Raw genomic sequence first — 19934 nt, 5'->3', positions numbered from 1 at the left:
GTAGCGCTAAACCGCGATGCAAGCTGTTTGTCGGTGTAATGAAATACGCTATCCGACCGTGGCTTGGCGGTAACGCTCTCACCGACTACGGTCGGGAATGGACAGGGCATGTGCCCGCAGGATGAGGACGACGGCGTGGCGGCATGGGAAGTGCTCGGGTTCGAGCAGCACGGGACGCTCGGCATCCGCGCGTCGGGCGACGCGGAACGGCTGTTCGTGCAGATCGTGGTCGGGGAGTTCGGGCCGGCGGCGGCGGATTATCCGATCCTGTTCGCCAAGAGCCCGGAGACCGGCCGGTTCTACGCCGGGGCGCTGTTGCGGTTGCAGCCGGGCGACGATGCGAACCTGGACGAAAGCGGCCGGTTGCGCGGCTATCGCCCGGCGGATCTGGAGCGCGAGGGGTTCTTCGTGGAGCAGGACCGGATCGTGATCGACCGCGAACTGCCCATGTTCGTGGACGGAAGCGGCGCGCCGCTGTTCGAGGGCGACGGGGTGCAGAGCGCGGCGTTGCAGCGCGTCCAGCGGGCGCTGGGGCGGTTGCACGCGGGCCTGCCGGCGACGGACGCGTTCATCGCCCGGTTGCTGGAACGGTCGCTGCTGGAGCCGATCGACATCGACCTACGGTTCGACGACGGGACGCGGTTCCGGCTGGAGGACCTCTATACAATCAGTGCCGACGCGGTGGCCGCGTTGCCGGACGCGACGGTGCTGGCGATGTTCCACGAAGGCGACCTGGCGGCCTGCTATACGCAGATCCAGTCGGTGCGGCAGATCGCGCGGATGGCGCGGGTGCGGAACGACCGGCTGGCCGGCGCATGACCGGGCGGGTGGCGGACGTCGCGGCGGATGCGCTGACGTCGCCCGACCGGTTCCGGGCGGAGGTGGTGGCCGCGTGCCGCCCGGTGGTGTTGCGCGGTGCGGTGCGCGACTGGCCGGTGCGGGCGGCGGCCGAGCAAGGCGATCTCGCGGCGTATCTGGCGCGGCTGGATGCAGGGCGGCCGGCGGAGGTGTTCGTCGGGGCGCCGGCGATCGCCGGGCGCTACACCTATAGCGACGACCTGAGCGGGTTCAATTTCGAGCGGCGCACGATGCGGTTCGGGGAGGCGCTGGCGGAGATCGTCGCGACGGCGGGCGTGGCGGAGGCCCCGACCATGTATGTCGGGTCGCTGTCGACCGAGGGGTATCTCCCGGGCTTTGCCGCGGAGAACGGGCTGGCGTTCCTGCCGACGGTGCAGCCGCGGATCTGGCTGGGGCACCGGTCATCGGTCGCCTGCCATTATGATACGTCGGACAATATCGCGTGCGTGGTGGCGGGGATGCGGCGGTTCACGCTGTACCCGCCCGAGGCGATCGGCGGGCTTTACGTGGGGCCGATCGACCACACGATGGCGGGGCAGCCGGTCGCGCTGGCGGTGGGCAGCACGCCGGGCGACCCGCGCTATCCACGGTTCAAGGCGATCCGCGACACCGCGCTGGTGGTGGACCTAGAGCCGGGCGACGCGCTCTATATTCCCAAGCTGTGGTGGCATCAGGTCGAGGCGACGGGGGGGCTGAACGTGCTGGTCAATTACTGGTGGGATGCGAGCAGCAGCGGGCCGGACCAGCCGCACAGCGCGATGATGCTGGCGATGGTCGCGATCGCGGACCGGCCGGCGGGGGAGCGCGCGGCGTGGCGGGCGTTCTTCGACCATTATGTCTTCCGGCCGGACGGGCACCCGCTGGCGCACCTCCCGGCGGAACGGCACGGGATCCTGGGGGCGGGGAACTCCGGGCGCATCCGGGCGATGGTGATGCGGTTGCTGCGCGGGGTTTGAGTTTGATTGCTTCCGTCCGTTCGGGCTCGAACCGGACGGGTTGGGTTGACGGTTGGCGTCCTTACTTCGCGACCGCCACCGCGGTGCGGACGTCGAAGCGGTCGGACTTGCTGGCCACGCCGGGGCCGGGCTGGCCGGAGCCGACCGTGACGCGGTAGCGGCCGGTGGCGACGCGGCGCGTGCCGTCGACGTCGACGCTGCTGAGATCGCGCGGTGACAGGTCGAAGGTCAGCGTGCGGCGTTCGCCGGGGGCGAGCGTGACGCGCTGATACCCGCGCAGCGCGATGCGCGGCGCGCCGGGCGTGTCGGGGAAGTTCAGGTAGAGCTGTGCCGCCTCGTCCCCCGCGCGGGCGCCGGTGTTGCGCAGTTCGGTGGTGACGCGCAGCCCCTGTCCGGCGCCGCCCGCCGCGGGGGTCAGGTTCAGCGCGCCATAGTCGAACTTCGTGTAGCTGAGCCCGTGACCGAACGCGTAGACCGGCGTGCCGGCGAAGTAGCGGTAGGTGCGGCCGGTCATGGCGTAATCGTCGAACGGCGGCAGGTCCGTGACGCTGCGGTAGAAGGTCAGCGGCAGGCGGCCCGCCGGGTTGGTGCGGCCCGACAGGACGTCGCCGATCGCGGTGCCGCCGGCCTGGCCCGGATACCACGCCTCCAGGATCGCGGCGGCATTGTCCTTTGCCCAGGCCAGGTTGATCGGGCTGCCGTTCATGGCGACGACGACGATCGGCTTGCCGGTGGCGCGGGCGGCGGTCAGCATCGCCTGCTGATCCGGCGCCAGATCGAGCGTGGTCTTGTCGCCGCCTTCGAAGCCGGGGACCTTGATCCCGGTTTCCTCCGCTTCGAGGTCGGAGGTCAGGCCGACGACCGCGACGAGCACGTCGGCATCGGCGGCGGCACGGGTGAGATCGGCGGTCGGGTTCGGCGAGATGCGTTTCCAGACGAGCGAAACCTCGCCCTCGATCGTGAAGGGGTAGCGGCGGCCGGCCTGCAGCTGGAGCGTTTCGAACGTGGCGAGGTCGTTCCAGCGCGACTTGGCGCGATCCGAGATGAGCTTGCCGTCGAGCCGCGCCGAGCCGCCCGCGCCAGTCAGGCCGACGCGGTAGGTGCCGGTTTCGGCCGGCACGAGGAAGCCGGTGCGGACGACGCGGTGGATGTCGGACAGCTTGGCGAGTTGGAGGTTGCGGTCGCCGACATCGGGTTCGATCCGGGTGACGACGGGCTTGGTCTGGTAACGCATCGCGGCGATCGCGGCGTCGCGCGTACCGGGCGCGAATGCGGTGGGGGCGGGGCGCAGCGGGTTGTAGTAGCGCACCAGGACGCCGGGCTTGCCGTCCGGCGTGCGGAGCATCTGCTGCGGCACGCGGTCGCCATCGGTCAGCGACGCGCCGAACGGCACGAGTGTGACGCGCGCGCCGGGCATCGCGCGGCGCAGGCCATCGACGACCGACACGGGCGTGCCGGTTAGGCCGGAGGAATAGTTACCGCGCAGGACGCGGGTGGCATCGCCGAGCGGGCCGATCACCGCGACGCGGATGCCGGGTTTGAGCGGCAGGATGCCGTCGTTCTTGAGCAGCACGAGGCTTTTGGCGGCTGCGGTCAGCGCCAGCGCGTCCTGTGCGGGCGCGCCGATCGCGGCGACGGGGATGGTGGCGGGCGTGCCGGCGAGGCCGGGCAGGTCGCCGGTGCGGTAGCGCGCGGAGAACAGCCGGACGAGCGTGGTGTCGATCTCACCCTCGGTGATGAGCTGGCGGCGGAGCGCCTCGCGGTAGCGGTCTTCGAGCCCCGACGTGTCGGACAGGGTCGCGTTGTGGCACTCGCTGTCGACGCCGGCGCGCATCGCGGCGGCGACCGCGGTCGGGCCGTCGGGCGAATATTTGTGGGTGTCGGCGATGTCCTTCACCGCGTCGCAATCCGACACGACGAAGCCGGTGAAGCCCCATGCGCCGCGGAGATGATCCTTGAGCAGCAGGTCGCTGGCGCAGGCGGGCTGGCCGTCGATGCGGTTGTAGGCGCACATGACGGAGTTGGCGCGTCCCTCGACGATCGCCGCGCGGAAGGCGGGGAGGTAGGTGTCCTCCAAGTCGTGCGCGGAGACGAAGACGTTGGCTTCGTGGCGGGTCGATTCCGGGCCGCTGTGAACCGCGAAATGCTTCGGCGTGGCGACGACCTGCGGCAGATCGGGGTTCGGACCCTGCATTCCTTCGATGAAGGCAACGCCGGTCCGCGCGGCGAGATACGGATCCTCGCCGTAGGTTTCCTGGCCCCGCCCCCAGCGCGGATCGCGGAAGATGTTGATGTTGGGCGACCAGGTGTCGAGGCCGGTGCCGATCCGGCCGTTGCGCCCGGTCTGGCGCGACAATGTGTGGAGCGCGCGGACCTCGGTGCCGATCGCGGCGGCGACGTTGCGGACGAGCGGCGCGTCGAAGGTGGCGGCCAGGCCGATCGGTTCGGGGAAGTTGGTCGTCTCGGTCGGCCCAAGCGCGCCGTGGAGCGATTCGGTCCACCAATTGTAGCGCGGGACGTTGAGGCGCGGGATGGCGGGGGCGACGTTGAGGAGCTGGTCGAGCTTCTCCTCGATCGTCATGCGCGCGACGAGTGCGGCGGCCATGCGATCGGCCTGTGCGTGGACCGGGCTGACGGCCGGGGCGGGGGCGATGGGCTGCGCGGTCGCGGCGGTGGCGAGCGCGAGGCCGATCGCCGCCGATGCCCACAGGACGTGCCTTTGCGAGTGCGATCCGCGCGTCATCCCCGTCTCCCCTGTCGTCTTGTGTTGTTTGGAAGTCTTGTAAGACTATTGTTAGCGTCGAACAACGCCCGTCGCGTTTATTGCACCCGGAAGCGGCTGCCGTCGGCATTGTCCGCGCTTGGCCCCAGGCTGTCGGCGCGCAGCGTGCTGTCGGAAGCGACATGCAGGTAGCGGTTGGTGACGAGCGACATCAGCACCGCGCCGCCGCTGAGCGATTCCATCCACTGATATTGTTGCGCGGGGCTGCCGTCGGTGCGGCGCAGCGCCACGGAGCCGTCGGACGCGGTGGTGAGCGACTGGCCGCCGCGGGTCAGCGAGACGCGACCGAGCGGGTGCTGGCCGACGCTGAGGCCGGCGAGTGCGGGGGCGGCGGGCCTGCCGATGGGCGTGAGGCTGATGGTGCGGCCATAGGGGATGTCGGGGCGGCTTTCGGGTTGGCCCTCGGTCACCTTGAAGTCGAGGAAGTCGGCATGGCCGCCGGGTCGGCCGGCGCCGTTGTAGGCGAACAGCGCGTAGCGGACGCCCTGGAACGTCAGCAGTTGGAACGGCATCGTCACCGGCGTGCCGAAGTCGGTGAAGGCGCGGCCGTCGGTCGAGACGCCGAACTGCGCGCGGTCGTGTGCGAGGTCCGCGGTGGCGCGCAGCCAGAGATGCGTGGCTGTGAGCGGGCGGCGGACGGTGCCGGCCAGTTCGTCGGTCATGACCAGTTCGAGACCCTTGGCCGACCGTTCGACGCCGATCGTGGCGAATGGCCGGTTGAGCAGCGCGAGCCCGGCGACGTCGCCCGCACGGAGCCCGGCGACGTCGAGTTCGACGACCGGCGTGGACTGCGGGCCGATCGCGCGCTGCGTCAGCGTGTTGCGTGCCTGGAGGAAGCCGGGGGCGGGCAGCGTGGTCAGGCGGAGTGCGCCGGGGCGGGCCGCGAGCGACCAGTTGGCCGCGACGGGGACGTGGTTCCATTGCCAGATCGCCCCGAGCGCGGGGCCGGTGAAGCTGTCCGATCGCTCATAGGGCGCATGATCGGGCGAGGCGGCCAGCCGTGGCTTGACCCAGGTGCGCGGCGAGCGGCCGAGATTGCCGGGGAGGCCGAAATAGGGCCAGCCGTCCTTCCACGTCACCGGCGACAGCGCGGTGAGGCGGCCAACCGAATTGCCTTCGAACATCGACCAGCCCCACCATTCGCCGGCGGGCGTCTGGATGACGCCGCCCTGGTGCATGGCGAGGCCGCCGCGTGCCTTGGGGTCGGGGCCGCGCAGGGTGAGCGGTTCCTTGTTGCCGGCGACGCGCCAGCCGGCGGTCTCGCCGAATTCCTCGTCGGCGCTGATCTCCGGGTTCACCTCGTACGGGCCGAAGGGTGAGGAGGCGCGCGCGGCGGGCATGCGGAAGCGGACCGCATATTCGGCGCTGGTGATGTAGTAGCGCCCGTCGAACTTGTAGAAATGCGACCCCTCGCCCATCCCCGCGCCCTTGGGGATGACGATCCGTTCGGTGCCGGGGACGATGTCGGTCAGGCTGGCGTCAAGCTGCGCCATGTGGATGTCCTGATAGCCCCAGATGACATAGGCCTTGCCGTCGTCGTCGAACAGGACGGACAGGTCGTGGAAGCTGCGCTTCATCGGCGTGCGGGTCCACGGGCCGCCCGGGTTCGTGGCGGTGAAGCGTTGCGTGTTCTGGCCGTTGACGTTGCTGAAGATGTAGAAGGTGCCGTCGCGGTAGCGCAAACTGGGCGCCCAGATGCCGCGGCCGTAGATGTGCTTGCCGCCCTCGAGCCGATATTCGGGACCGAGGTCCAGCTTGTCCAGCGCGTAGCCGAGGAACGTCCAGTTCACGAGATCGCGCGAATGGAGGATCGGCAGGCCGGGCATGGTGTGCATGGTGGTGCCGGTCATGTAGAAATCGTCGCCGACGCGGATCATGTCGGGATCGGAGAATTCGTCGAAGAACAGCGGGTTGGTAAAGGTGCCGTTGCCGTTGTCCGCGGTCCAGGTGCGGGGTGCGGAAGACGGCGTAGCTGCGGCGGGCAGCAGCGTGGTCGCCATCAACAAAGCCAGTGCGCCGTACGCCATTTCTTCTCTCCCTTACCCAGGTCCTAACATCGCGGAGGGCCGGTTTCCACTTGCTTAAGTCGGACAATTGGGGTTTCTTGGCCACCAAAGGGATGCACCCGGACAGGGGCATCGCATCGCCGATCAGGGGAGAGAGATGTGTTGAATCGTCGTTTTGGGCAGGCCGTGTCGGCCGTCGCGCTGATCGCCGCCGTGCCGACGCTGGCGCAGGCCCCGGCGCAGGTGCCGGGCCAGTCGATGACCGCCGCGACGGGCACGCTGTCCGCCGACCGGCCGGGTCCGCGCATGAACCGCCAGGTGTTCGGGCAGTTCGCCGAACATCTCGGCACCGGCATCTATCCGGGCATCTGGGTCGGCCCCAATTCCAAAATCCCGAACGACGCCGGATATCGCCGCGACGTGATGACCGCGCTGAAGGCGATAAAGGTGCCGATGGTGCGCTGGCCCGGCGGCTGTTTCGCGGACGAATATCACTGGCGCGACGGCATCGGCCCGCGCGGCAAGCGGCCGGTGAAGGTGAACACCAACTGGGGCGGCGTGACCGAGGACAATGCGTTCGGCACGCACGAATTCATGGGCTTCGTCGAGCGGCTGGGCGCGGAAGCCTATGTCTCCGCCAACCTGGGTAGTGCGCCGCCGGCCGAGACGTCGCAGTGGGTGGAATATCTGACCGCGCCGGCCGGCACGACCGTGCTGGCCAAGGAACGCGCCGCCAACGGGCATCCCGCGCCGTGGAAGGTCCAGTATCTGGGCATCGGCAACGAGCTGTGGGGGTGCGGCGGCAACATGCGCGCGGAATATGCCGCGGACCTGACCAACCGGTACGGTCAGTTCGCCAAGTCGACCAGCGGCAAGATGCTGAAGATCGCCAGCGGGCCGAGCGACAGCAATTACGAGTGGACCGAGACGCTGATGAAGCTGTCGGGCAAGAATATCGACGGTCTGGCGCTGCATTACTACACCCGTCCGCGCGATACGAAGTGGGAAGACAAGGGCCCGGCGCTGGGTTTCCCCGAGCGCGAATGGGCGACCACCATGGCGCACACGCTGCAGATGGAGGATTTCGTCACCAAGCACAGCGCGATCATGGATAAATATGATCCGGACAAGAAGGTGATGCTGGCGGTCGACGAATGGGGCACGTGGTACGACCCGACGCCGGGGTCGAACCCGGGTTTCCTGCAGCAGCAGAATTCACTGCGCGATGCGGTGGTCGCCGGGCTGAACCTCAACATCTTCGCGCATCATGCCGACCGGGTGAAAATGGCCGCGATCGCGCAGATGGTGAACGTGTTGCAGGCGATGCTGCTGACCGACGGCGCGAAGATGGTGAAGACGCCGACCTATCACGTGTTCGACATGTACCAGCCGTGGATGGACGCCACGACGCTGCCGATCACGGTGAAGTCGCCATATTATCATTATGACGAGGTCGCGGTGCAGTCGGTCAGCGCGTCCGCGGTGCGCGATGCGAGCGGTCAGGTGCATGTCGCGCTGGTCAATCTGGACCCGAACAACGCGGTGCCGGTGTCGGTGAAAATGACGGGCGTGCAGGCGACGACCGCGACGGGGCGCATCCTGACCGCCGCGACGATGGACGCGCACAACAGCTTCGACCAGCCGAACGCGCTGGTGCCGGCGGCGTTCAGCGGTGCGCAGGTGGCGGACGGGACGCTGACCGTCACGTTGCCGGCGAAGTCGGTGCTCGTGCTGGCGTTGCGCTGAGCATGGACGCGCCGGGTGGCACCGGCGCATCCAGCGATGGGGTGAGCCGGCGCGGCGTGCTGGGGGCGTCGGTGGCGGCGTCGGCTGGGCTGGTCCTGCCGGACGCGCTGCAGGCCGCGCCGCCGGTTTCGGCCGGTGGTGACCGGTTGTGGTATGCGCAGCCGGCCAAGGTGTGGACCGAGGCGCTACCGATCGGCAACGGGCGGCTGGGCGCGATGGTGTATGGCGGGACCGCGGCGGAGCGGTTGCAGCTGAACGAGGACTCGTTCTGGGCGGGCGGGCCTTATGATCCGGTCAATCCCGCGGCGGCGGGTGCGTTGCCCGAGGTGCGGCGGCTGATCGCGGCGGGGCGGTTCGCGGAGGCGCAAGCGCTGGCGAACGCGACGCTGATCGGGAAGCCGCGCGGGCAGATGCCGTATCAGACGGTCGGTGACCTGATGTTGCGGATGCCGGCGTTGAGCGCGGACGTGTCGGGCTATCGGCGCGAGCTGGATCTGGATGCGGCGAGTGCGACGACGCGGTTCGTGGCCGGTGGCGTGGCGTATGCGCGCGAGGTGATCGCGTCGCCGGCGGCGGAGGTGATCGCGGTGCGGCTGTCCGCGGACCGGGCGGGGGCGATCGATCTGGACGTGGCGCTGGAGACGCCGCAGTCGGCGACGGTGGTGACGACGGCGGACGGCCTCGCGATGGACGGGCGCGGGCCGGCGGCGGAGGGTGTGCCGGGCGCGTTGCGGATCGCGGCGCGGGTGCGGGTGATGCCGACCGGTGGGCGCATGACGCGGGCCGGCGCGACGCTGAGCGTGCGCGGGGCGGATGCGGTGACGATCCTGGTGGGGGTGGCGACGAGCTATCGCCGGTTCGACGATGTCGCGGGCGATCCGGCCAAGATCGTGGACGCGCGGATCGCGGGGGCGGCGCGGCGGGCCTATCGCGATCTGGCGGCCGATACCGCGATCGAGCATCGCCGGTTGTACCGGCGCGTGACGCTGGACCTCGGGCGGACGGCGCTGGCGGAGCGGCCGACCGATGTGCGGATCCGGAGCGGGGATGCGGCGGACGGGGCGGCGCTGGCGGCGCTCTACTTCAACTATGCGCGCTACCTGCTGATCTGTTCGTCGCGGGCGGGGAGTCAGCCGGCCAATCTGCAGGGGATCTGGAACGACAGCACGACGCCGCCCTGGGGATCGAAATACACGATCAACATCAATACCGAGATGAACTACTGGCCGGCCGAGCCGCTGGCCTTGCCGGAATGCGTCGCGCCGCTGGTGGCGCTGGTCCGCGACCTGGCGGTGACGGGCGCGCGGACGGCGGGCCGCATGTACGGCGCACGCGGCTGGGTGGCGCATCACAATACCGACCTGTGGCGCGGAACCGCACCGGTCGACGGGGCGCAATGGGGGCTGTGGCCGCTGGGCGGGGCGTGGCTCTGCACGCATCTGTGGGACCATTATGACTACGGTCGCGACGTCGCCTACCTTGCGATGGTGTATCCGTTGATGAAGGGGGCGTGCGACTTCTTCCTCGATACGCTGGTGACCGATTCGGCGACCGGCCGGCTGATGACGAGCCCGTCGATCTCGCCGGAAAACGAGCATCACAAGGGGGTGGCGGTTTGCGCCGGGCCGGCGATGGATCAGCAGATCCTGCGCGACCTGTTCGACCAGACCGCGCGGGCCGCGGCGATCCTGGGGGTGGATGCGGACTATGTGCGGCGGCTGATCTCGACGCGGGCGCGGCTGGCGCCGGATCAGGTGGGCGCGCAGGGGCAGTTGCAGGAATGGCAGCAGGACTGGGACGCGGGCGCGCCGGAGCCGCATCACCGCCATGTGTCGCACCTGTACGGGCTGTTCCCGAGTGCGCAGATCGATGTCGACCGGACGCCGGCGCTGGCGGCGGCGGCGCGGCGGTCGCTTGAGCTGCGCGGGGATGAGGCGACCGGCTGGGCGACGGCGTGGCGCGCGAACCTGTGGGCGCGGTTGCGCGACGGGGAGCGGGCGCACCGCATCCTGCGCTTCCTGCTGGGGCCGGAGCGGACCTATCCGAACATGTTCGACGCGCACCCGCCGTTCCAGATCGACGGCAATTTCGGCGGGGCGCGCGCGATCGCGGAGATGCTGATGCAGAGCGAAGGCGACGAGATCCTGCTGCTGCCGGCGCTGCCCAAGGCCTGGGCGCGCGGGCGGGTGACGGGGTTGCGCGCGCGGGGTGCGGTGCGGGTCGATATCGACTGGAGCGCGGGCCGGCTGGACGGCGTCGTGCTACACGGTGATCGAGCGGGCACGCATGTCGTGCGACTGGGCGGGCAGCGCCGCCGTGTGACGCTGTCGCCCGGCCGCACGGTGCGGTTGCGCGGACCGGATTTGAAACAGGCCTGATCACAAGGTCGTGAGGAGTGGAAACATGGGACGTTCAGTGACGCATATCGGCCTGAAGGTCGGACTGGCCCTGGCCGGCGCAATGGCGATCGCGGTCCCGGCGACGGCGCAGGTCGCGACGCAGGCGGTGCCGCCGGTCCCGGGCGCGGCCGTGCTGAAGGTGGAGCAGATCAAGGTCAACTCGCCGGCGATCCGCGGGAACCTGGAGGGCGAGACCGCCGACCGCGACGTGCTGGTCGTGTTGCCGCCGAGCTATGCGGCGAACCCGCGGCGGCGGTATCCGGTGGTCTATGCGCTGCACGGCTATTCGATCGGGGCGGAGCAGTGGACGCGCGAGATCCAGGTGCCGCAGACAATCGCGGGCGCATTCGCCAAGGGCGCGCGCGAGATGATCGTGGTGTTTCCGGACAGCAAGACGATCCACAACGGATCGATGTATTCCAGTTCGGTGACGACGGGCGATTTCGAGACGTTCATCGCGCGCGACCTCGTCGCCTATATCGACGGGCATTACCGGACGATCGCGGACCGCCGCAGCCGCGGGCTGGCCGGCCATTCGATGGGCGGATACGGCACGACGCGGATCGGCTTCAAGCACCCCGACATGTTCGGCGCGCTGTACATGATGAGCCCGTGCTGCCTGGCGCCGCGCGATCCGGCGATGTTCGACGCGGAGGCGATGGCGGCGCTGGAGAAGGTGAAGTCGCCTTCGGAGTCCGCCAGCCTGCCGTTCATGGTGCGTGCGCAGCTGGCGAGTGCCGCGGCGTGGTCGCCCAATCCGAGCAAGGGGCCGTTGTACCTCGACCTGCCGGTGAAGGGCGGGGTGGTGCAACCCGAGGTGCTGGCGCGCTGGACCGCGAATGCGCCGCTGGCGATGATCGATCAGTATGTCGGCAATCTGCGGCAGTACAAGGCGATCGCGATCGACGTGGGCGACCGCGACGGGTTGAAGGACGATGCGGCCAAGCTGCACGCCGCGCTCGACCGGTACAAGATCGCCAACAGTTTCACGGTGTATCCGGGCGACCATGTCAGCAACGTCGCCGAGCGGTTCCAGGATTTCGTCATGCCGTTCTTCACGCGCAACCTGGTGGGAGCCAAGTGACCATGCGACCGATTGCCCCGCTGATGATAACGGCGGCCTTGCTGGGCGCGGCCTCTGCACATGCCGCGCCCGATCCGCTGGCGCCGACCGCGCGGTGGAGTGCCAATACGGGCGGCCGCGCGCCGGTGCCGCCGATGGGGTGGAACACGTGGAACGCGTTCAACAGCGACATCGACGAGGAGAAGATCCTGGCGTCGGCGCGCGTGCTGGTGGACGGCGGGCTGGCCAAGCTCGGCTACCGCAACGTCAATATCGACGATGGCTGGTGGCAGCAGCGCCGGCAGAGCGACGGGCGGCTGGTGATCCGGACGGCGAAATTCCCGTCCGCGGGGAAGCCCGGCAGCACGGACACGAGCTTCCGCCCGCTGACCGACAGGATCCATGCGATGGGCCTGCGCGCGGGGATCTATTCCGACATCGGGCGCAATAGCTGCGGCCAGATCTACACCCCCGATTTCAAGAACCAGCCGGAGGGGACGGTCGCGGAGCGCGAGGTCGGGCTGTACGGCCATGTCGACCAGGACATCCGGCTGTTCTTCGAGGAGTGGGGGTTCGACACGATCAAGGTCGACGGATGCGGCGTACGCGGGTTGCCCGCCGATAGCCCGCGGGTGAAGAGCGGGCTGTACCGCGCGTTGCCGCCGCTGATCGACATGCAGTCGATGGCGCGCACCGACGTGGGCGCGGTGAAGGCGCTGTACGGGTCGGTCGATACGGCGCTGCGGCGCTACAACCCGGACGGCGACTATACCTATTCGCTGTGCCTGTGGGGGTCGTCGGACGTGCGCGCGTGGGGCAAGGACATGGGCAATATCAGCCGCACGAGCGACGATATCTCCCCGCATTGGGGGCGGATGCTGAGCAATTTCGACAGTGCGGTGACGCGGCCGTTGTACGCCCATCCCGGATCGTGGAACGACCCGGACATGCTGTTCGTGGGGACGGGCGATTTCGACGCGGCGCACCCGGTCGAGGCGCGGTCGCATTTCAGCATGTGGGCGATGATCAACGCGCCGCTGTTCATCGGGTACGACCTGCGCAAGCTGACGCCCGAGCAGCGCGCGATCTTCGGCAATGCGGCGGTGGTGGCGCTGAACCAGGATCCGGCGGGCAATCAGGCGGTGGTGGCGTACCAGTCCGACGACGTGCAGATTCTCGTCAAGACATTGGCGGGTGGCGGCAAGGCGGTGGCGTTGTTCAACCGGACCGCGTCGCCCGCACCGGTGATGCTGACGGCGGCGCAGCTGAAGCTGGTCGATACGGCACCGGTCGCGCTGACCGATCTGTGGACGGGCGCGCGGCGCAGTTTCACGAAGGAGCAGGCGTTTACGCTGAAGCCGCACGAGACTTTGGTGTTCCGCGCGGCGGGGCAGCGGAGCCTGGCGAACGGGCTGTATCTGTCGGAGCAGCCGGGAAGCGTGAACCCGGCGGTGGACGGGGTGGTGACGCCGCGGGTGGACCCGACGATCCACAAGTCGGTGATTTCGTGGGCCGGTACGCGCGGACCGGGCGAGCATCCGCAATATGCCGGCTGGGGCGGGGCGCAGGCGGACCGTGCGGCGTATGGCGACGTGCTGCGCGTTGCGACGCGGAGCTACGACAGCGGGATCGGCGTGCTGGCCGGATCGCGGCTGGAGGTGCGCAATGCGGGCTATACACGCTTCACCGCGGCGGTGGGCGTGGACGACAGTGCGTCGCCGGCCGGCGGGGCCGTGCGGTTCGAGGTGTATGGCGACGGGCGGAAGCTGGCGACGTCGCGCGCGGTCAAGTTCGGCGAGGCGGCGGTGCCGATCGCGGCGGACGTGACGGGCGTGAAGATCGTCGAACTGGTCGCGCGGCGGGCGGACGGCGCGCAGGGAGATCCGCCGGCGGTCGACTGGGCCGACGCGGCGCTGGTTCGCTAAGGTGCTGCGCCTGTCGTCCTTCGCCGGCGCGCTGGCCCTGTTCGCGGCCTTTGCCGGAAGTGCGGTCGGCGCTGCGCCGGCGATCCCGGTGACGGTCGCGGTCGATGTCGGGCGGCCGGGCAAGCCGGTGAACCCGGTGTGGCGGTTCTTCGGCGCGGACGAGCCCAATTATGCGACGATGAAGGACGGGCGCACGACGCTGGCCACGCTGGGGAAGCTCGCGCCCGACCGCGTGTACTTCCGGACGCACAATTTGCTGACGACGGGGGACGGGACGGCGGCGCTGAAGTGGGGATCGACCAACGCGTATACGGAGGATGCCGAGGGCCGGCCGCGTTACGACTGGACGATCGTCGACCGGATCTTCGACACGTACCGCGCGCGCGGCGTGCGGCCCTATGTCGAGGTCGGGTTCATGCCGGAGGCGCTTTCATCGAAGCCGGTGCCGTATCAGCACGACTGGCGGCCGGGCAGCGGGAGCCTGCGCACCGGCTGGGCTTATCCGCCGACGGATTATGCGAAGTGGGACGGGCTGGTGTTCGCGTGGGTCACGCATTGTGTCGAGCGGTACGGCCGGCAGGAGGTCGCGAGCTGGTATTTCGAGACGTGGAACGAGCCGAACCTGCCGCAATATTATTGGGGGGGCACGCAGGCCGAGTTCTTCAAGCTGCACGACACGACGGTGCGCGCGGTCCGGCGGGCGTTGCCGGAGGCGCGCGTCGGCGGGCCGGATATCGCTGGCGCGGGCGACCAGTATCTGACGCAGTTCATGGCGCATGCTGCGAAGGCGGGGACCCCGACCGATTTCTTGTCCTTCCATGCCAAGGGCAACCCGACGGTGGTGGGGACGGGCGCGGCGAGCCATGTGCGGATGGGACTGTCGGCGCAGCTGAAGGCGGCGGACCATGAATATGCGCAGATCGCGGCGAACCCGGCGTTCCGGAGCAAGCCGATCATCATCGGGGAGGCGGATCCGGAGGGGTGCGCGGCGTGCCAGGGGCCGGCCAACGCGTATCGCAACGGGACGATGTATTCGAGCTACACGGTCGCGTCGTTCGTGCGGTTGCAGGCTCTCGCCGAACGGCGCGGGCTGAACCTGGAAGGGATCCTGACCTGGGCGTTCGAGTTCGAGGACCAGGCACCGTTTGCGGGGTTCCGCCAGCTGACCTCGGGGGGCATCGACCTGCCGGTGATCAACGTGTTCAAACTGTTCGCCAAGCTGCGCGGACAGGAGCTGCCGGCGGTGTCGGATCATCAGCAGCCGCTCGACGCGGTGATGGCTGACGGGGTGCGCGGGGCGGCCGACATCGGCAGCATCGCGGCGATCGACGGCGACCGGGTGGCGGTGCTGGTCTGGCATTATCATGACGACGATGTGGCCGGGCCGGATGCGGCGGTGCGGGTGGCTTTGGCCCGGTTGCCGCGGGTGTTGCGGGCGGGGGCGAAGGTGACGCAGTACCGGGTCGATCCGGGGCATTCCAATAGCTATGCGGCGTGGTTGGGGATGGGGTCTCCGCTCGCGCCGACGACGGTGCAGCGGGCGGCTCTGTTGGAGGCGGCGGCGTTGGCGGAGAGTGCTGTGCCTATGGCTGTGGTGGGCGCTCGTGGCGTGGTCGATGTGGTGGTGCCGCGGTCTGGGGTGACTTTGGTGGTTGTTGAGCCGCAGGGGTGAGGGTTGGGCTGCGACTGGCTCCAGCACCCCCACACCCGTTCGGTTCGAGCCTGTCGAGAACGCTGCGCAGGGTTCTCGACAGGCTCGAACCGAACGGGTGTGGGGGGTGGGATCAAGTTGAGGGCAAACCTCTCACCCCACCGGCCACCTCAAACTCACCCGTTTGTCCTGAGTAGGGGCTGAGCGAAGTCGAAGACCCGTATCGAAGGATCGGTCCTGACATCTTGGCCTCGGGCTCAGTACCCGTGCTTCGATACTGGCCCTCGATACGCGCCAAGTGGCGCTATTCGGTCCCTACTCAGCATGAGCGGGTTTTGTGTGGTTGGTGGGTGAGTTGGGCTTACCCTAACCGTTCCGCCACGACGCCGGCCGCGATTAGCTCCGCCAACGTCGCCTCATCCAGCCCCAGCCGCTCGCGTAACACATCCCCGCTGTCCTCGCCCGAACGCGGCGGTGCGCGGCGGTAGTCTGTGGGGGTTTCGGAGAACTTCCCCGGATAGCCGAGCACCTGCACCGGCGTGCCGTCCGTGCGGGTCATGGGCTGGACGAGGCCGCGGGCGTCGATGTGGGGGTCGGCGAGGATGTCGGGGATGGTGTTGACGCGGCCTGCGGGAAGCCCGGCCACGTCCATCGCCGCGAGGAGGTCGTCGGCGCGCCACGTTGCGATCGCGGGGGCGAGGGCGGACTGGAGCGCGGCGCGGTGTGCGTTGCGGGCGGCGTTGTCGGCGAAGCGCGGGTCGGTGGCGAGGTCGGGCAGACCGAGCAGCGTGCAGAAGGCGCGGAACTGGCGGTCGTTGCCGAGGGCGACGAGGATGTCGCCGTCCGCGCAGGCATAGTCGCGGTAGGGGACGAGGCCGGGATGGTCGTTGCCGCGCCGGACCGGCACGACGCCGCCGTTGAGCCAGGACGAGGCCTGGTTGGCGAGCAGCGCCACCTGCGTATCGAGCAGCGCCATGTCGATATGCTGGCCGATGCCGGTGCGGTCGCGGTGGGCGAGCGCGGCGAGGATCGAGACCGTGGCGTAGAGCCCGGTGGTGAGGTCGGTGATCGGCACGCCGACCTTCATCGGGCCGCCGCCGGGTTCGTCGTCGGGGCGGCCGGTGACGGACATCAGCCCGCTCATGCCCTGGATCATGAAGTCGTAGCCGCCGCGGGCGCGGTAGGGGCCGTCCTGCCCGAACCCGGTGATCGAGCAGTAGATCAGCTCGGGTGTCGCGGCGCTGAGGCTGGCATAGTCGAGGCCGTATTTGACGAGGCCGCCGACGCGGAAATTCTCGACCACGATGTCACTGTCCGCGGCGAGCCGGCGGATCAGGTCCGCGCCGCGCGGGTCGGCCATGTCGATCGCGACCGAGCGCTTGTTGCGGTTGGCGCAGAGAAAATAAGCGGAGTCGCGCGATCCGTCGTCGAGGAAGGGCGGGCCCCAGCGGCGCGTGTCGTCGCCGTGGCCGGGCTGTTCAATCTTCACGACGTCGGCGCCGAGATCGCCGAGGATCTGCGTGCTCCATGGGCCGGCGAGGACGCGGGAAAGGTCGAGGACGCGGAGGCCGAAGAGCGGGCCTGTGGGGGGGTGGGTCATGGGTTTGGTCCCGCGGTGGGGCGGGGTGCGCATTGCGGATCTGGGGCGATCTTGGTTGCGACCGTTGTGCGGTGCCGGCCTTTCCTGCGCATTTCGTGCGATCCTCCCTGCGGTCTTTGCCGTCTGGAGGTGTCGTATAACCGTTTGTCCCGAGTGGCCATTGAGCTTGTCGATATGGCGTGCCGAAGGAGGGTAGCGCGGGTCCTTCGATACGCGCCTTCGCCTGCGCTCAGTCGCTACTCAGGATGGACGGGGGTGTGGGTGTGTGGGTTTTGCGGTCCGCGAGCTTGGCTTGAGGGGTGCTGTTGGCTTCTCGACTTCGCTCGAAGGGTCCCTCGACTTCGCTCGGGATGGGCGGGGGTGGGGGGTGTGCGAGTTCTCGACAGGCTCGAACCGAACGGGGTGGGGAGTGAGGTTTGGGATGGGTACGCGGTCTTTGGTGGGTCGACGTTTCCCCAGGCCACGCCCCCCACCCCGGCCCTCCCCCCGGTGGGGGGAGGGAGTGGTGCTTAGAAACCCCGGCGCAGGGTTACGAAGAACTGGCGGGGGGCGCCGGCGAGGAGGGTCTGGTTGTCGCCGCGGGCGCCGAAGCCGTTGGAGCCGACGGTGGAGACGTAGTTCTTGTCGGTCAGGTTGGTGACGCTGCCTTCGATCGCGAAGCCCTTCAGCGGGCCGGTGGTGGCGAAGGTGTAGCCGATCGTCGCGTCGAGCAGGACGCGGCCGGCGACCGACTGGTCGTTTTCGTAGGTGAAAAAGCGTCGCGACATATAGTCGGCGCCGATCCGGGCGAGGAAGCGGTCGTCGTTATAGACGATTTCGCCCTTCACCATGTGGCGCGGGCTGTCGGGCACGGTCTTGCCCGCGGTGGCGGTGTTGACGGTCCCGTTGGTGTTCAGCACGTCGTCGCGGAATTCCGACTTGTTGTAGGAGTAGGACGCGAACAGCGAGACCGCGGGGATGACCTTGTACAGCGCGGTCGCTTCGAAGCCGTAGTTGCGGACGTCGCCGACATTCTGGAGCGTCGTCGGGTTGCCGACCGAGGCGACGCCGTTGACCAGCGACAGCAGGCGGTTGGTGAAGTCGACATAATAGGCCGCAGCCGAGGCCTGGAACCCGGCGGCGCGGAACCGGCCGCCGACTTCGTAGCTGTCCGACTTCTCGGGCTTCAGCGTGTCGCGGATCAGGTCGAACCCGACCTGCGTGGTGGCGAAGGGCGAACCGCCGACCGCCGCCGAGGTGAAGGCGCGCATGTTCTGCGTGAAGGTGGCGAACAGTTCGGTCGAACCGCCGAGCGCGTAGACGGCGCCGGCCTGCGGCAGGAAATAATCCTTCGCGTCGATCGTGCCGGAGGCGAGGTTGCCGACGAGCTGCTTTGCGCGGTTGGTGACCTTGTAGCCCTTCCACCCGCCGTTGAGCGTCAGCGCGCCCAGTTCGAGGCGGTCGGAGACATAGTACATCGCAGTGGTCGTATCGAACTTCACGTCGAACTGCGTCGCGAAGGGGTTCGACTGGAACGACAGCGCGTCGCGCGACGGTGTCGCCTGGTCGGCGAGACCGTAGAAGCGGCGCGCGTTGCGGAACGCGTTCGATTCGTACCAGCCGCCGACTTCGAGGCGGTTGGGGCCGGCCTCCCACGCGACATGGCCGAGCGCGCCGCCGCGGGTCATGTCATATTCGGTCGAGCGGACCGACAGTGCGGAGCCGCCCGGCGTCGGGGTGTAGGGCAGGAACCAGAGGCCCTGGCCGTGATTGTTGTGGAAATAGCCGGTGAGCTTCACCGACAGCGCGTCGGTCAGCTTCCCGTCGAAGGTCGCGCCGCCGAGATAGTCGCGGCGGAGGCCCGCGGCGTCGAAATAGGCGTCATCGACCGTCTCGTACGGCGCCGGGAAGGTGAGGCCGACGGTCGGGTAGGGGAGGGCGGCGGTGGCCGAGCCGGCGCGCGTCGCCTGGTTCTGGTAGATCTGCGCCAGGCGGGTCGCGAGCGGGAAGTCGTTGGAGATGTTGTCGGTCTTCAGCCCCAGCCGGTCGATCATGTCGAGGCTGAGATCCTGGTAGTCCTGCTCGCGCCGGTCTGAGAAGTTGAAGAAGCCGGTGAGGCTGCCGCGATCGCCGAGATCCTGGACCAGCTTGACGTTCGCCTGATGCTGGCGCTGTTCGCCGAAACCCTTCCACTTGTCGGTTTTGAGATAGCCGTAGCTGACATAGCCCTTGAGCCCGTTGCCGGTCAGGTCGCCGCTGTCGAGCCGGACGAAGCCGCGATAGGTCGCGTCGCTGCCGTAGGTGCCCGATGCGGCGAGATCGAGGTCGTTCGACGGGTCGCGCGATTCGAACATGATCGTGCCGCCGAGATTGCCGGTGGAGGCGGTGCCGAGGGCGCCGGCGCCCTGCGCGACCGAGGTGGCGCCGATATTTTCGGAGATGAGCGCGCGGCTGATGTGCAGGCCGTTGCTGTTGCCGTAGCTCATGTCGCCGAGCGGCACGCCGTCGAGCGTGAAGCCGAGCTGGTTCTGATTGAACCCGCGGATCGAGATGCGCGACGACCATTCATAGGCGCCGAATGCGTCGGCCGCCTGGAAATTGACGCCGGGCAGCTTGGCGATCGCCTTCAGCGGCGTGGTGCCGGGGGTGAGGACCGCGATGTCGCGCGCGGTGATCGTCTGGACCGAACGCGCCTGGCCGAAGCCGAGCACGACGATTTCGGCGCCGTCGGCGGGGTCCGCGGCGGCGGCGTCCGCGGGAACGTCGGCGGTGGCGGTGGCGATGGCCGTGTCAGCCGGTGCGGCGACCGCGTGGGCGGTGCCCGACATGGCGAGGATGGCGGTTCCGGCAAGCAGGCAGGCGCGGCGAGCGATCATGGATGGTCCCCTTTGAGCGCGGGTGCCGATGCATCTTTCGCGCAAGGGAGCCCTTGCCGGGGGCGCTGGTCAGGTTCGTGAAGGTTCCGTGTC

Annotated in this window: 11 protein-coding genes; 7 read left to right on the top strand and 4 right to left on the bottom strand. The window is 69.0% G+C overall.

The window, feature by feature from the left end; translation table 11 throughout:
* Positions 1 to 108: 108 nt before the first annotated feature.
* Together ACFSGX_RS13720 and ACFSGX_RS13715 are read left to right on the top strand one after the other, a co-directional pair.
* Complete coding sequence (locus ACFSGX_RS13720; RefSeq protein ID WP_380930704.1) at positions 109 to 819, top strand: SapC family protein; 711 nt, start codon at positions 109 to 111, stop codon at positions 817 to 819.
* Complete coding sequence (locus tag ACFSGX_RS13715; RefSeq protein WP_380930702.1) at positions 816 to 1814, top strand: cupin-like domain-containing protein; 999 nt, start codon at positions 816 to 818, stop codon at positions 1812 to 1814. Before ACFSGX_RS13720 ends, ACFSGX_RS13715 begins: the two co-directional genes overlap by 4 nt.
* Before the next feature lie 61 nt (positions 1815 to 1875).
* Here the strand turns inward: ACFSGX_RS13715 and ACFSGX_RS13710 are convergent, their stop codons facing one another.
* Both ACFSGX_RS13710 and ACFSGX_RS13705 read right to left on the bottom strand, forming a co-directional pair.
* Positions 1876 to 4557 carry a glycoside hydrolase family 3 C-terminal domain-containing protein gene (locus ACFSGX_RS13710; RefSeq protein WP_380930700.1) on the bottom strand — a complete coding sequence of 894 codons (2682 nt, stop codon included), beginning with the start codon at positions 4555 to 4557 and terminating at the stop codon, positions 1876 to 1878.
* Positions 4558 to 4634: 77 nt separating this feature from the next.
* Positions 4635 to 6623, bottom strand: a complete 1989-nt coding sequence (locus ACFSGX_RS13705) for a glycoside hydrolase family 43 protein (protein WP_380930698.1) — start codon at positions 6621 to 6623, stop codon at positions 4635 to 4637.
* Between the two features lie 237 nt (positions 6624 to 6860).
* On the opposite strand from ACFSGX_RS13705, the gene ACFSGX_RS13700 reads away from it, so the two are divergent.
* Genes ACFSGX_RS13700 through ACFSGX_RS13680 form a run of 5 tightly spaced genes read left to right on the top strand, consistent with a single transcriptional unit; the run spans position 6861 to position 15407 of the window.
* Complete coding sequence (locus ACFSGX_RS13700; RefSeq protein ID WP_380930805.1) at positions 6861 to 8348, top strand: alpha-N-arabinofuranosidase; 1488 nt, start codon at positions 6861 to 6863, stop codon at positions 8346 to 8348.
* Positions 8349 to 8350: 2 nt separating this feature from the next.
* Positions 8351 to 10726: a glycoside hydrolase family 95 protein gene (locus ACFSGX_RS13695; protein WP_380930696.1), complete on the top strand. Its 2376-nt coding sequence runs from the start codon at positions 8351 to 8353 to the stop codon at positions 10724 to 10726.
* Between the two features lie 25 nt (positions 10727 to 10751).
* Positions 10752 to 11831 (top strand): alpha/beta hydrolase, encoded by a 1080-nt coding sequence (locus ACFSGX_RS13690; protein ID WP_380930694.1) that lies wholly within the window; start codon positions 10752 to 10754, stop codon positions 11829 to 11831.
* A 23-nt stretch (positions 11832 to 11854) separates the two neighbouring features.
* Positions 11855 to 13735, top strand: a complete 1881-nt coding sequence (locus ACFSGX_RS13685) for an NPCBM/NEW2 domain-containing protein (RefSeq protein WP_380930692.1) — start codon at positions 11855 to 11857, stop codon at positions 13733 to 13735.
* 1 nt (position 13736) lies between these two features.
* Positions 13737 to 15407 (top strand): GH39 family glycosyl hydrolase, encoded by a 1671-nt coding sequence (locus ACFSGX_RS13680; RefSeq protein WP_380930690.1) that lies wholly within the window; start codon positions 13737 to 13739, stop codon positions 15405 to 15407.
* A 340-nt stretch (positions 15408 to 15747) separates the two neighbouring features.
* Here the strand turns inward: ACFSGX_RS13680 and ACFSGX_RS13675 are convergent, their stop codons facing one another.
* Both ACFSGX_RS13675 and ACFSGX_RS13670 read right to left on the bottom strand, forming a co-directional pair.
* The gene (locus tag ACFSGX_RS13675; RefSeq protein WP_380930688.1) at positions 15748 to 16986 is read right to left on the bottom strand and encodes a CaiB/BaiF CoA transferase family protein; all 1239 of its coding nucleotides are present in this window, start codon (positions 16984 to 16986) and stop codon (positions 15748 to 15750) included.
* A gap of 509 nt (positions 16987 to 17495) precedes the next feature.
* Positions 17496 to 19841 (bottom strand): TonB-dependent receptor domain-containing protein, encoded by a 2346-nt coding sequence (locus ACFSGX_RS13670; RefSeq protein WP_380930687.1) that lies wholly within the window; start codon positions 19839 to 19841, stop codon positions 17496 to 17498.
* Positions 19842 to 19934 lie beyond the last annotated feature (93 nt).

Origin of the sequence: Sphingomonas arantia (assembly GCF_042682045.1) — a bacterium.
Lineage (GTDB): Bacteria > Pseudomonadota > Alphaproteobacteria > Sphingomonadales > Sphingomonadaceae > Sphingomonas_R > Sphingomonas_R arantia.
This window is presented reverse-complemented; position numbering and strand designations above follow the sequence as displayed.